Annotated in this window: 12 protein-coding genes and 1 pseudogene; 5 read left to right on the top strand and 8 right to left on the bottom strand. The window is 68.2% G+C overall.

What is annotated here, in order from left to right; translation table 11 throughout:
• Positions 1–13 precede the first annotated feature (13 nt).
• Complete coding sequence (locus tag CLM62_RS21030; RefSeq protein ID WP_095751441.1) at positions 14–2,065, bottom strand: PA14 domain-containing protein; 2,052 nt, start codon at positions 2,063–2,065, stop codon at positions 14–16.
• A gap of 262 nt (positions 2,066–2,327) precedes the next feature.
• Here CLM62_RS21030 and CLM62_RS21025 point away from each other — a divergent pair, with 262 nt between their 5' ends.
• Positions 2,328–3,446 carry a sugar ABC transporter substrate-binding protein gene (locus CLM62_RS21025; protein WP_095751440.1) on the top strand — a complete coding sequence of 373 codons (1,119 nt, stop codon included), beginning with the start codon at positions 2,328–2,330 and terminating at the stop codon, positions 3,444–3,446.
• Positions 3,447–3,475: 29 nt separating this feature from the next.
• Here CLM62_RS21025 and CLM62_RS21020 read toward each other — a convergent pair whose 3' ends face one another.
• The 3 genes from CLM62_RS21020 to CLM62_RS51645 all read right to left on the bottom strand — a co-directional run bounded on the left by CLM62_RS21020 (position 3,476) and on the right by CLM62_RS51645 (position 5,102).
• Positions 3,476–3,850 (bottom strand): hypothetical protein, encoded by a 375-nt coding sequence (locus tag CLM62_RS21020; RefSeq protein WP_095751439.1) that lies wholly within the window; start codon positions 3,848–3,850, stop codon positions 3,476–3,478.
• 67 nt (positions 3,851–3,917) lie between these two features.
• Positions 3,918–4,331, bottom strand: coding sequence for a DUF4279 domain-containing protein (locus CLM62_RS21015; protein ID WP_095751438.1), 414 nt, complete (start codon positions 4,329–4,331; stop codon positions 3,918–3,920).
• A 27-nt stretch (positions 4,332–4,358) separates the two neighbouring features.
• Positions 4,359–5,102, bottom strand: coding sequence for a putative adhesin (locus CLM62_RS51645; RefSeq protein ID WP_257003968.1), 744 nt, complete (start codon positions 5,100–5,102; stop codon positions 4,359–4,361).
• 295 nt (positions 5,103–5,397) lie between these two features.
• On the opposite strand from CLM62_RS51645, the pseudogene CLM62_RS21000 reads away from it, so the two are divergent.
• The 3 genes and pseudogenes from CLM62_RS21000 to CLM62_RS20990 all read left to right on the top strand — a co-directional run bounded on the left by CLM62_RS21000 (position 5,398) and on the right by CLM62_RS20990 (position 9,250).
• Positions 5,398–7,029 (top strand): annotated as a pseudogene (locus CLM62_RS21000) (IS200/IS605 family accessory protein TnpB-related protein).
• A 164-nt stretch (positions 7,030–7,193) separates the two neighbouring features.
• Positions 7,194–8,504 (top strand): ATP/GTP-binding protein, encoded by a 1,311-nt coding sequence (locus CLM62_RS20995; RefSeq protein ID WP_095751437.1) that lies wholly within the window; start codon positions 7,194–7,196, stop codon positions 8,502–8,504.
• A 146-nt stretch (positions 8,505–8,650) separates the two neighbouring features.
• A complete protein-coding gene (locus tag CLM62_RS20990; RefSeq protein ID WP_257003967.1) occupies positions 8,651–9,250 on the top strand; it encodes a Uma2 family endonuclease in 600 nt (199 codons plus the stop codon).
• A 129-nt stretch (positions 9,251–9,379) separates the two neighbouring features.
• Here CLM62_RS20990 and CLM62_RS20985 read toward each other — a convergent pair whose 3' ends face one another.
• From CLM62_RS20985 to CLM62_RS20975, 3 genes are all read right to left on the bottom strand, one after another.
• Positions 9,380–9,736, bottom strand: a complete 357-nt coding sequence (locus CLM62_RS20985; RefSeq protein WP_095751435.1) for a hypothetical protein — start codon at positions 9,734–9,736, stop codon at positions 9,380–9,382.
• A gap of 78 nt (positions 9,737–9,814) precedes the next feature.
• Positions 9,815–10,417, bottom strand: coding sequence for a dihydrofolate reductase family protein (locus tag CLM62_RS20980; protein WP_095751689.1), 603 nt, complete (start codon positions 10,415–10,417; stop codon positions 9,815–9,817).
• A 57-nt stretch (positions 10,418–10,474) separates the two neighbouring features.
• Entirely contained in the window at positions 10,475–11,413 is a 939-nt protein-coding gene (locus CLM62_RS20975) for an RNA polymerase subunit sigma-70 (RefSeq protein WP_095751434.1), read from the bottom strand.
• Between the two features lie 105 nt (positions 11,414–11,518).
• On the opposite strand from CLM62_RS20975, the gene CLM62_RS20970 reads away from it, so the two are divergent.
• Complete coding sequence (locus CLM62_RS20970) at positions 11,519–11,995, top strand: SRPBCC domain-containing protein (RefSeq protein WP_095751433.1); 477 nt, start codon at positions 11,519–11,521, stop codon at positions 11,993–11,995.
• Between the two features lie 7 nt (positions 11,996–12,002).
• On the opposite strand, the gene CLM62_RS20965 is transcribed toward CLM62_RS20970, so the two are convergent.
• On the bottom strand, positions 12,003–12,512 hold the full coding sequence (locus CLM62_RS20965) for a hypothetical protein (protein WP_373559168.1): 510 nt from the start codon (positions 12,510–12,512) through the stop codon (positions 12,003–12,005).
• Positions 12,513–12,580: the final 68 nt, after the last annotated feature.

Genomic DNA, 12,580 nt, shown 5'->3' with positions numbered 1-12,580 from the left:
TTTTCCCTCGGGATCAGACCAGGTCCGGACGGATCCGCCAGGGGTGCGCGGCGGCGGTCTCGGTGCCGTCGGCCAGGACGCCGACGACGCGGTAGTAGGAGATGGATCCGAGCGGCTGGGTGGCGTCGGAGTAGGAGTGGTAGTAGTCGACGTTCTGCGGCGGCACGGTGCCCAGCAGGTCGTAGGTCCCCGTGTCGGGGTTCCAGCGGCTCACCCGGTACTCGGTGACGTCCGCGCAGAGGTCGCCCTCGCAGTGCCACTGGATCGGCCCGGCCGCCTCGGAGACCGTCCAGCCTCCGCCGCCGTGCATCGGGCCGCCGGAGTCCGCGCCGATGGGCTCACCCGGGGTGATGGCCAGCTCGGTGGCGTCCACGGTGGCCCAGGCCGAGGCGTTGCCCCACTTGTCCACCGCGTAGATCGCGTAGACGGCCGTCTCACCGTCCGGAACGCCGATGCACAGGGCGGCCAGTGGATCGTCCGTGCCCCTCACACAGGGGTTCGTCGCCTTGAATGAGCCGTCGGCCTGCCGCACGCCCTGCGCCGCCCAGTAGTAGGCGATGTCGTCGTCCGCGGCCGCGTTCCAGCGCAGCAGCATGCCGTCGGCGCGGGGCGTCGCGGTCAGGCCGGTGACGGGCGGCGGAGCGACGCCGTCGGCCGTGGTCACCGTGACGGTGTCGGAGGGGGCGGACTCGTTGCCCTGCCAGTCGGTGAAGGTGACGCCGTAGGTGTAGGTGGTGTCGAGCGCCCAGCCGGTGTCGTAGCAGGTGAACACGTACGTGTCGTTGCCGCTGTCGAGCGTGGTGGTGTAGTCGCAGTCCAGGCGTTCGGCGTCCGCGCCGAGGGTGCTGCCCGCGGAGCGGAGCACGGTGAAGCGGCCGTCGTTGTCCAACTCGTCGCGGGTGGGGTGTTCCGGTGCCTTCCAGGTCACCAGCACGTCGCCGCGGTGGGTGATCACCTCGAGGCTGTGCGGCGGGGCCGGAGCCGCGCGGTCGATGCTGTCGGAGCTGACCGGCGCCGAGTACGCGCCTGCGTTCCCCAACGCGTCGAGGGCGCGCACGACGTAGGTGTGCTGCGTCTCGGTGTGGCCCATGTGGTGCAGGTAGGAGGTGCCGGTGAGCGCCTTCACCAGTGTGTACGAGCCGGTGGCCGGGTCCCTCTCGTAGAGCTCGTAACCGACCGCGTCCGGCACGGCGTCCCAGCCCAGCACCATCCCGTAGAGGTCACCGTGGGCGGTGAGCCCTGTGGGCGCGGCCGGACCCGTGCGGTCCGGGGTCGTCACGCCCTGGTCGGCGGTGCCGGTGGAGGTGTTGCCGGCCTTGTCGTGGGCGCGGACCTCGTAGTAGTACGTCTGTCCCGTCGCGGGAGGGGTGTCGGTGTACGAGGTGGAGGTGGTCGTCGCCAGCGGGGTGCCCGGGAAGGAGGCGCCCTGGAGACGGCGGTACACCTTGTACCCCGCGAGGTCCATCTCCTTGTTCTTCGCCCAGGTCAGCTTGGCCCGGCCGGTGGCCTGGTCGTACGTCACGGCGGCACCGGTGGGCGTGAGTGGCTTGACGGTGTCGACGGTCGCCGAAGTCCTCGGCGTGTAGCTGAACTTGACGCGGGCGCTGCCGGTCCAGTTGACGTAGTCGATGCGGAGGGTGTGCTTGCCGGAGGGGATGGTGACGTTGACGGTCTTGGAGACGGTCGTGGAGGTGTTCTTCCACAGGTCGATCTTGCGGCTGCCGTCGAGGTAGACGCGGATGCCGTCCAGGCCGGAGGCGGAGAGGGCGAAGGGACCGCCGGAGCCGAAGTCCCGGGTCACGGACCAGCGCACACCGAAGTTGTTGCTGGGCAGTCCGGAAGCCGGGGCGCCCGTGCCCCAGTTCTGGTCGATCACGCTGTCGCAGTCGGTCTTCTTCGGCGTGCCGGAGAAGGTGGTGTTGGCGAAGAACTGCCGCTTGAAGACCGGCGAGGTGCAGGTCACTGCGGCGGAGGCGGGCGCGGCGGTGACAGTGAGCAGGCCGCCCGCGGTGGAGAGCACGACGGCGGTCGCGGCCGCGGCGGTCGTGCGTCTGGCTGGGTTCATGCGGTCCTTCAGTCCTGATCGTCAACGGCAGGCAAGCCGTTGACGATCACGACCGATAAGGACGGGGATTGGTTGTACAGGACTTGACTTGTTCCGCCGCTTATCCCATTTGCTGTCATTGATGGGGAATGTCTTCACGCAAGCCCCACACGTTAACGTTGCTATCTCATTGTGTGATTGCTCCTTGACGGTCACATGAAGGCCGCGTTGGCTTCGCTTCACCTGGGTCGCGATACGCGCCCTCGTCCGGAAGGCAAGCTCAGTGAACACCCGTACCCGTCGTAGCTCCCTGGCAGTGGCCGCAGGTTCCCTCACGCTTTCGCTGACGGCCTGTGGGGCACTGGGGGTAACCAGTGACAGCAGCGAGGCCAGCCCGACCAAGGGCAACGACATCACCGTGGGGCTGCTGCTTCCGGAGAAGGCGAACACGCGGTACGACAAGTTCGACTACCCGATCATCAAGGCGAAGGTCGCCTCGCTCACCGACAAGCAGGGCACGGTCGAGTACGCCAACGCCGACGCGAGCGCGAGCAAGCAGGCCGAGCAGCTGCAGAAGATGATCGACGACCAGGTCGACGTGATTCTGCTGGACGCCGTGGACGCGCACGCGATCGCGGACGGCGTGAAGAAGGCGAAGGACGCGGGCATCCCGGTCCTCGCTTACGACCGGCTGGCCGAGGGCCCGATCGACGCGTACGTCTCCTTCGACAACGCGCTGGTCGGCGAGGTGCAGGGGCGTTCCCTGATCGAGGCCCTGGGCTCGGACATCGACACATCCGACAAGATCGTCATGATGAACGGCTCGCTCACCGACCCCAACGCCAAGCAGTTCAAGACGGGCGCGCTCTCCGAGATGGAGGGCAAGGTGACGATCGCCAAGCAGTACGACACCACGGACTGGAAGCCGGAGAACGCCGAGTCCAACATGATGATGGCGATCCAGGCGATCGGCGCGAACAACATCGCCGGCGTCTACTCCGCCAACGACGGCATGGCCGGCGCCATCATCAAGGCCCTGAAGGCGGCGGGCGTCGACGAACTGCCACCGATCACCGGCCAGGACGCGGAACTGGCCGCGGTGCAGCGGATCGTCACGGGCGATCAGTACATGAGCGTGTACAAGCCGTACCCGAACGAGGCCGAGGCGGCCGCGGAGATGGCCGTGGCGAAGGTCCAGGGCAGGAACATCCAGTTCGACGCGCTGGCCTCGGAACGGGTGGACAGCCCCACGGACAAGGACATCCCCGCACAGTTGCTCCCCGTGGTCGCCCTGACGAAGGACAACATCAAGTCCACGGTGATCCAGGACGGTATCTACAAGGTGTCCGACATCTGCACGGGCAAGATCGAGAGCGCTTGTGAGGCGGTTGGGCTGAAGTAGGGGGTTCTTCGTGTTCGCGCCGGCGTAGCTCAGTCGAGCCAGGAAAGCGGGTCTTCTTCGTCTTCCCCGGATTCCGTAACCGTCGTGAAGGTGAGGGGAACTCCCAACTCCGCCAGACGGGCAAGGTTGTTCGGGGAGATGTGGAGCCGGGATCCTGACTCGGCAACACCCGAGAGGTCGACCTTCGCGGATATTCCCGCCTTCTTCAGCGCGTCGAGCGCCGACTCGCGGCGGCCCAAGAAGCCGACAAGTCCTGCAGCCTGTTCATCGGCGGTTTTCGAGTGCCGTTCGTCAACCGTGAGCGTGGCCCAGCCCGGTCCGGAATAGGCACCCATGCCTTCAGGCAGGGAAAGCTCTTCACCGGTGGCGTTCTGCAGTGCGGAAAACAGGGCGGCGGAATCCACTCCTCGCCCCGAAACCACCAGGGACGTACTCAGGTTGCCCCAAGGCTTCAATTTCACTCCAGGTCCCTCAGCGTTCGTTCATATTGGCTGCGACCCTCAAGGGGAACCCCAGGAGGGCGATTCGCTTGACTTCTTCTGGCTGGAGGGCGAGGGTGCAGTCGTTTCCGGCGAATCCGTAGATGCTGACCACCACCTCGTATCCCCGTTCGGTCAGTACCGTGAGCTCGGTCCGCTTGCTTTCCACGATGGAAAGGATGTTGTCCAGCTGCTCGTGAAAGTCCCGGGTGATGTGCTCGTTGCAGGTGATCCCCCACAGTCCGTCGACGTCGCCCGGCCGATGCCATTTGCTGGGGCCCGGGTTGCGCACACCAGTAGGCTCGATACCCAGGAAGGACGTGATCTCCTCGGGCTGGAGATCTCCTCCCGCGATGTCGAGTGACACATCCGTCAGCACCCACTGGCGCTTCTTTGTTACATTCATGCACGGCTCCTTACAGGTCGAGACATCCTACGTGAGCTCGCGGCACGCCGCCCAGTGGACATTTCCCATGCCGGGCTCCAGCAGATCTTTCAGTGCGGTTCGTTGGCCGACGGTCGTCGAATTCTCGAACACGCTGAAACCTCCGGCGCCCGATGGAGCGGGAGGCCCCAATGTGTAGTTCGGAATGACATCGCCCCCCTTGAACGTCTCCACGTACCCTCCCGGATAGACGCCTCGCTCGACGGTCAGGCCGTTGAGTCCGGGAAGTTGGTCTCCGTGTTGCACGTAGAAAGAGATGGAAGTTCCCTCGGGGACCACGATGTCGCCGGCCTTGGGTGCGAGATAGCCATGGCCGGCGAAGACTTTCTCTCCGTCCGGGCGGCCACCGGCGAGAACCCGGTCCGCGTAGTAACGGCCGTCAGTGTCCGGCCAGTCCTTCTTGATGATCTCCGGCTTGCTGTCTTTGAGTGCCTGCATGACGTCGGCACGCTCGGGCATGGGATCCCCGGCACCTCGGCCCCCCTCGGGCTTGAAGCCGTCCCGCGCCGCGCGCTGTGCCGCCGTCTCCAGGCCTTCCTTCGTGGCCATGCGGAGTCCGCCGCGGGCCAGGCCGGCGCCTTTGGTGCCGATGAGTTCGGGGATGAGGCGGCCGACGAACTCGGAGGGGTCCTTCTTGAACCCGTCGACGGCGGCCTGGACGACGCGTTCGGGGTGGGCGGCGGTGGAGGTGAGGCCGGAGAGCGTTCCTCGGAACTCGCCACCAACGTGCACCTGCACACCAAGGGCTCGCACTCGTCGCGGAGATGGCGGACAGGTGGGGCGTGGTGGCGGATCGGGCGGGGCGGTATGTGAAGGGGGTTTGGAGTTGCTGTCGTTGGAGTGTGCTCAAGGGTGTTCTGGTGAGCAGGAGTGAGTGCTGGTGGTCTTGGCCGTGCGCGTGTCGGCCATGGACTGGCCCTTTCCTGCGAGAACGGATGTTCTTGTATCGAATGCGTGACCTTTGCTGGCGGGCCTCGTTGGATGCGGTGACGGGATCTTCGGACGGAGCCGGGCAGGGGGTGACGGGGTGGGCGGGCTGCGGTCACTGGCCAAGCCGTTCGTCGCGACCGGCCCGAGCGGTGTGTCCGTGCGGACCCGCCTCAAGCATCTGACGCCGCAGGACGAGAAGGTCCTGGGGCTGGTCGGCGCGCATCTCGGCTCGCTCGCCTCGAAGGACCTCAAGGCCCGCTGCGCGGACGCTCTGGAGCACTCCGCTGACACGTGGGCGGTGCGCAAGCGGGAGCTGACGGCGATGTCGTCGTCGCGGTGGGCAGGCAGCATCACCAAGGCCACCCATGATCAGTGGGCGCTCGCCCGCCGCTGCCAGTCCGCCCACATCCAGGGCCTGGAAGCGGGCATCGCCACGATCGCGCACCGGTTGTCGCTCCCGGTCGGGCAGAAGGGCAGCAAGAAGACGCCGGGCGGCTACCGTTCCCGTCAGGAGTGGCACGCCAAGGCCCGCCGCCTGCACATCCTCGAAGACCGGCTGGCTGCCGAGAAAGATGACCGCGAGGCCGGCATCGTGCATGTGATGAGGGGCGGCAAGCGCCTGGCCCGCACCCGCCACCACCTCGACACCGCCCAGCTCACCGAGCACCAGTGGCGTCGACAGTGGGAAGCCGAACGCTGGTTTCTCGCCGCCGACGGCGAGTCCGGGAAGCGATACGGCAACGAGACCATCCGCGTCAGCCCCCAGGGCGAGGTGAGCGTCAGGCTGCCCGCCCCGCTGGCAGACCTGGCGAACGCGAAGCACGGCCGCTATGTGCTCACCGCCCGTGTGAGCTTCCCGCACCGGGGGCAGGAATGGGCCGACCGTGTCGAGGCGAACCGGGCCGTGGCCTACCGCATCCACTACGACGTCGCACGCGGGCGCTGGTACCTCACCGCGTCCTGGCAGTACGCACCGACGCAGACGATCCCGCTTCAGGCTGCCCTGGCCGAGGGCGTGATCGGCGTGGACACCAACGTCGATCACCTCGCCGCCTGGCGCCTGGATGTCCACGGCAATCCGATCGGCACCCCGCGCCGCTTCTTCTACGATCTGTCCGGCACCGCGCAGCATCGCGACGCCCAGGTCCGTCACGCCCTCACGCGGTTGCTGAACTGGGCGAAGACCTGTGGCGTCACAGCGATCGCGGTGGAGGACCTGGACTTCGGCGCGGAGAAGACCCGGGAGAAGCACGGTCGCAAGAAACGCTTCAGACAGCTGATCTCCGGCATGCCCACCGGGAAGCTCCGCGCCCGGCTGACCTCGATGGCCGACCACACGGGCATCGCGATCATCGCCGTGGACCCGGCCTACACCTCCCGATGGGGCGCCCAGCACTGGCAGCGCCCACTGACCTCGAAAAACCGCACCACCACTCGCCACGACGCGGCCGCCGTGGCGATCGGCAGGCGCGCCCAGGGACACCCGATCCGGCGACGGACGGCACCGCCCCACGACGACCGGAGTGATCGTCGTGGGCATCGGACCGTCCAGGCCAGGCCGGAGGTCCCCGGGCGTGAGGAAACCCGCCCCCGCATTCCCGGACCACGCACCAGATGCGTGCCGCCCGGATGCGGAGCGAACGCGGGGGACCAGAACGCCCAACACCGTTCGGGGCGTTCGGCTGAGCATGCGTCCTGGCAACAGGACTCACTCCCGCTCAGTCTTTAGGAACGGTGTGGTTCGAGCTGGGCGGAGGGCCGGGTGTCGGGAGCACTCCATCGGGTGATCCGTCCCTCAACGTCGTCCGACCTCTCGAATGGCGTTGCTAGACATGGATCCGTGCAGTTCACATGCACTCAAGGAACCCTGGCCGCCGAAAGGGGGCGCTCGGAGTGCTGTTGAATTTCCGTACGGCCAATCACCGCTCCATTCGTGACGAGCAGCAGCTCAACCTGAGCCCCGTCTACGACGCGGACAGGCCGGAGGCCGCCGACTGGGAGGCCGTCCCGGTGGCTGCGATCTTCGGCGCCAACGCTGCCGGGAAGTCGAACGTCGTAGACGCCTTCCGCTTCATGCGGGACATGGTCTGCTACTCGCACCGTGAGGCCGAGCCGGGCGGCGGCATCGAGCGCACGCCCTTCGCCCTGGACCCCGAAGAGATCGCTGAACCCTCTTGGTACGTCGTCGACCTACGGCTGGACGGCGTGCGCTTCACGTACGGCTTCAGCATCGACGACGAGCGGGTCCTGGAGGAGTGGCTCTACAGCTACCCCAAGGGCAGAAAAGCCAAGGTCTTCCACCGTTCGGGCGACGACATGGAGTACGGGGACGCCCTGCGTCACTCGCGTCGCGAACTGGACCTGGTCAGCGGCATCACTGAACCGAACAGTCTCTACATCTCCGTCGCGGCCCGGGCCAAGCAAGACTCGGTGCGGCCGGTGTACGACTGGTTCGCCCGGTCGGTCCACTGCCGTCCGGAGTCCCGTACCCGTACGTCTCACACCTTGGTGTACGACGCTCGGATGCTGGAGGACCCGCGGCTGGCTCCGGCGATCGTCGAGCTGCTCCGAGCGGCGGACCTGGGAATCAAAGACGTCGGGGTGGAGTACGTCGAAGAACTTCGGCCCTCGCGGCGTGGCACGTCAAGTACGCTTGTCCAGCAGGAGCTTCCCGGGATGGCGTCGGACGAGGAGAAGACGCACCGGCTTCCCGGCCGTTCGCGCCGCAGCCAGCCCCGGGTCTGGGTGGAGCAGAGGGGCCGCCACGGCACGGTGAGGCTGGGACTCGGAGACCAGTCCGAGGCAACCCGGCGGCTGTTCTCCTTCGCGGGGCCGGTCCTGGAGACACTCGGCCGTGGCGGACTGCTCGTACTGGACGAGATCGACGCGAGCCTGCATCCGCGCCTTACGGCTCACCTCATCCGGCTCTTCCAGCAGCCTGATTCCAATCCGCTCGGTGCACAGCTCGTCCTCACCACGCACGACGCGAGCCTGCTGGGCCGCAGCGAGGGCGAGGACATCCTCAAACGCGACCAGATCTGGTTCGTGGAGAAGGACGAGTTCGGCGAGACGACACTGTTCCCGCTGTCCGATTTCCGGCCCCGCCAGGAGGAGAGCCGGGAACGGCGTTATCTGGGGGGAAGCTACGGCGCGGTGCCCGTGCTCAGCGACGAACGATTCGCGACAGCGGTCGCGGCGAGGTGAGGGCTGGTCGACGGCTGTCACAAGGGCTCGCAGCCTGGCTCCCCCGGGCAAGGAACACGAGGTCAATCCGGCGACTGGGGCCTGGACGCTCGTGGAGCGGATCGCCGGTCAGCAGTGACGAGTTGACGATGTCAAGGAGAGCAGGCGTGATCGGTGACGATCCGGACGAGGCCGAGCTGGACAGGGTCCTTTGGCGAGTGTGGCGAGCCGTGGAACTCCCCGAGGGGTACCGCGCCGAGATCATTGAGGGTGCCCTCGAAGTCCAGCGCATCGGCCGAGTGCGGCACGCGGGGATCGTCAACCGGCTGCGTCGCGCGCTGTCCGAGAGCGAGATGGGGGACGAGTCCGGCGCCTTCCAGGGTCTTGCGGTCGTCCACCGGCGCAGTGTGTGGATTCCGGATCTCGTGATCGCCCGGCTCGATGCGGGCGCGGACAGCGAGGACATCGGGGTCCTCGCCTCAGCTGTGCACCTCGTCGCGGAGGTGGTCTCCCGAGGCGAACGGCATCAGGACCGGGACCGTGTCAAAAAGCGCCGTGCATACGCCCGCGCCGACATCCCCGTCTACGTGATCATCGATGACTACGACGGCCAAGGCTCTGTCACCGTCCTCACCGATCCCCGGCCCGACAAGGCCGACTGGGGTGGGATCCACCGCGTCCCCTACGGCACCGACATCACCATCCCCAAAGGCCCTGCCAAGGGCTTCGTGATCGGAGAAGCGATCACGGGCCCGAAGCGGGCCTGAGGGTCACCAAACCGAGCCCAGGGCCGGTGTGATCTCTACGTCATGAGCGGTCTGATGAAGGCGCTCGACGAGATGGTCGTGGAAGAACACCGCAACTGAACGCCGGTCGTAGCCCGCATCGGTGACTGCTCACCACCCCCCGTTCGTCACGTACACCGCGTACGGGACCAGGACCGCCGGCAGAGTCAGCAGGCGTGGCTTGAGGGGGCGGCCGGCGTACAGGGGGCGGAGGACGTCGAAGAGGAGGAGCAGGAGGAGGACAAGGGCGCCGATCCAGATCAGGGCGATCAGGGCGAAGCCGTTGTTCTCGATCTGGTCGTAGGTGCAGCCGTCCAGGTCGCGGCGGCCCAGGTCGTCGTACTCGCAGTGGCCGTAGGCGATGTACCAGCGCGCGCAGAGGACGGCGAGGGCCGCGGGGACACCTATCAGGAGGTGAACCAGGAGCGGTGGCAGGTAGCCGCGCAGTGCGGTGACGGCGGTACGCATCCGGCCACCTCACCAGGGCAGGGTCGGCCGGGCTATGGCGGAAGCCACTCCTCCGGTCACAGGGCCGTCACAGCGGCCTCAGCGCTCGTTCAGCGTGCCGGGAACCTCGCGTGGACCTCCCCGGGCGGCCCTCCGGTAGCGGACGAATACGGCGGCACCGGCCTGCTCGGCGGCCAGGCACTCCAGCTCGGCGTGGGGGCCATCGATCGGGAAGAGCCGCCGGCCGGTGCCGAGGACGGTGGGGAAGGTCAGCAGCCGGTACTCGTCGACCAGGTCCGCGGCCATCAGCCGGTCCACGACGCTCAGGCTCCCGGTGATGACCACGTCGCGTCGCTCGCGCTTGACGGCGTCGACCGGATCGCCGTCGAGGAGCCGGGAGTTCGCCCACACCGATGTGTCGGCGTGGGTCAGGGTGCGGGAGGCGACCAGCTTCGGGACGGCGTTCATCCGCGCGGCGAACGGGTCGTCGCGGCCCGGCCAGAGCCGTGAGAACAGCTGCCAGGTGGCGCGCCCGAGCAGCAGTACTCCCTCGTCCAGCGTGCGGCCGAGCCGGAACTTGTCCCCGGCGACCGCCTCCGGGCCGTGCCGGAATGCCCAGCCGCCCAGCGGCGTGCCGGCGGACCCGTCCGGGTCGGACACGATCCCGTCCAGGGTGATGAACTCGATGACGATGACGCTCACGATGAGATTCCCTTCGGTTCGGTGCTCACCGGTACGTACCGGCCGCACCGCCCCGACTCATCGCTCCCGGCGGAACTCGTTGCCGGCAATCCCGCCCGGCAGCTCGAAGGCGTCGAAGACGCGCGGATCGGCGAACACGACGTTGCGCGTGATGCGGCCGTCGGTGACGGTGAAGACCTGCAGGGTGTGCAGACGGCACCCGCCACCGGGCTCCGGCGCGTACGCGGCGAGCGCGGGCTGCCCGTTGGCGGTGAGCCCCCGCATGCCCCAGCCCACGCCACGCATCCGGAACACCCGCTCCAGGAACCGGCCGTAGTCCCGGCTACCCCGGTACCACAGCGGCACCGGAGGCATCTCCAGCACCGCGTCGTCGGCCAGCAGCCGCACCAGCGCGGGTACATCCGCCGCCTCGAACGCCCGCATGTACCGCTGGACCACTGCCCGCACCTCGGGATCGTCCGGCTCGGTGACCGCACCGGCATCGCCCACGTCGGCGAGGGCGGCACGGGCGCGCTGCAACGCGCTGTTGACGGCCGCGACCGTGGTCCCCAACTGCTCGGCGACCTCGGCGGCGGTGAACGCCAGCACCTCGCGCAGCACCAGCACCGCCCGCTGCCGCGCCGGCAGGACCTGCACCGCCGCCACCCACGCGAGCCGCAGATCGGCCCTGACCTCCACATCGAACCGCGCGTCGGGGAACGGCTGAAGCCAGGGCACATCGAGCGCCGGCATCAGTGGCGCCTCGGGATCGTCGCTCGGCATCCCCAGCCCGGACGGCAGGGGACGCCGCCCGCGCCCCTCCAGCGCGGTCAGGCACACATTGGTCGCGATCCGGTACAGCCAGGTCCGCACCGACGCGCGCGCCGGGTCGTACCGGTCACGGGCCTTCCAGGCACGCAGCAGCGTCTCCTGCACCAGATCCTCGGCCTCGTGCACCGAACCCAGCATCCGGTAGCAGAACGCCACCAACTCACCCCGGTACGCCTCGAAGTCCACAGGCTCATCATGCTGCAGCGGTCAGAGGATGCGGCGGTGGGCCTCGGATCTCGCGGGCCTGCCCGGTCAGAGCTCGCGGGAGCACCGGAACGCTACGTTGACTCCATGTACTCGACCCAGGTCTCACGGCACGTCAACGCCCCACGCCCGGCCGTCTACCGAGCACTGGTCGACGCGGACGCGATCGCGCGATGGCGGGTGCCGGACGGTATGAGCAGTCACGTGCACGAATTCGAGGCCCGCGAAGGGGGCAGGTTCCGTGTCTCGCTCACCTACGAGGCTCCGGGCGGAGGCGGCGTCGGCAAGTCGGCCGCGCACACCGACACCTACCACGGTCACTTCGCGAGGCTCGTGCCGAACGAGCAGGTCGTCGAAGTGCTCGAGTTCGAGTCGGATGATCCCGCGCTGCGCGGCACGATGACGATGACGACCACGCTCACCGACGCGGACGGTGGCACCGACGTGCTCGTGGTGCACGAAGGGATCCCCGACGCCGTGCCCGCCGCCGGCAACGAGACGGGCACACGCATGGCCCTGGACAACCTCGCTCGGCTCGTCGAGGAGGGTGAGCGTTCCTGGTAGGACGACCTCAGGTCGGCACGCGGATTCCCGGTTCCGAGCGCAGGCGGAAGCCGCCGTTCTCGCGGCGGACGACACCCGCGGACGGCTCGGGGAAGTGGGTGCCCAGCAGCAGGGTGTCGGTGTCGGCCAGTGCGTCGAGGAGGCGGCCCCGGGTGCGGCGGGCCTGACGTGGGTGGCCGGGGGTGTGGCCGGGGGCCGGGACCAGCCGGATGCCGTCGGCCACCTCGCGCCCGCGTTCGGGGACGTCGAGAAGGTCGTACTGTCCGCTGTCGCGGACGGGGTCGACGGGGTCGCGGAACATCTGGCGGCGGGCCTCGTCCATCTCGGCGGCGGCCCAGTGGTCCGCTTCGGTACGGCTGGTGAGGTAGCGGGCGTGGGAGAAGGCGGGCGTGCCGAGGTTCCAGGCCGGGCAGGCGTCGATGTTCCCGCTGAGGCGTGTCTTATTGGCAGATCTGTTCCACCGGCGCGGCCACGTGACCTGCGGTTTTCCCTCGCGGGGGTGGAACAGATCTGCCAATTACCCACGCCCACCCGCCCACCGGCCACCGGCCGCCGCCCGCCCACCGGCCACCGGCCGCCGCCCGC

Source organism: Streptomyces sp. SA15, from assembly GCF_002291145.1.
Classification (GTDB): Bacteria; Actinomycetota; Actinomycetes; order Streptomycetales; family Streptomycetaceae; genus Streptomyces.
The sequence above is the reverse complement of the archived record's forward strand: the minus strand, read 5'-3'. Positions and strand labels throughout refer to the sequence as shown.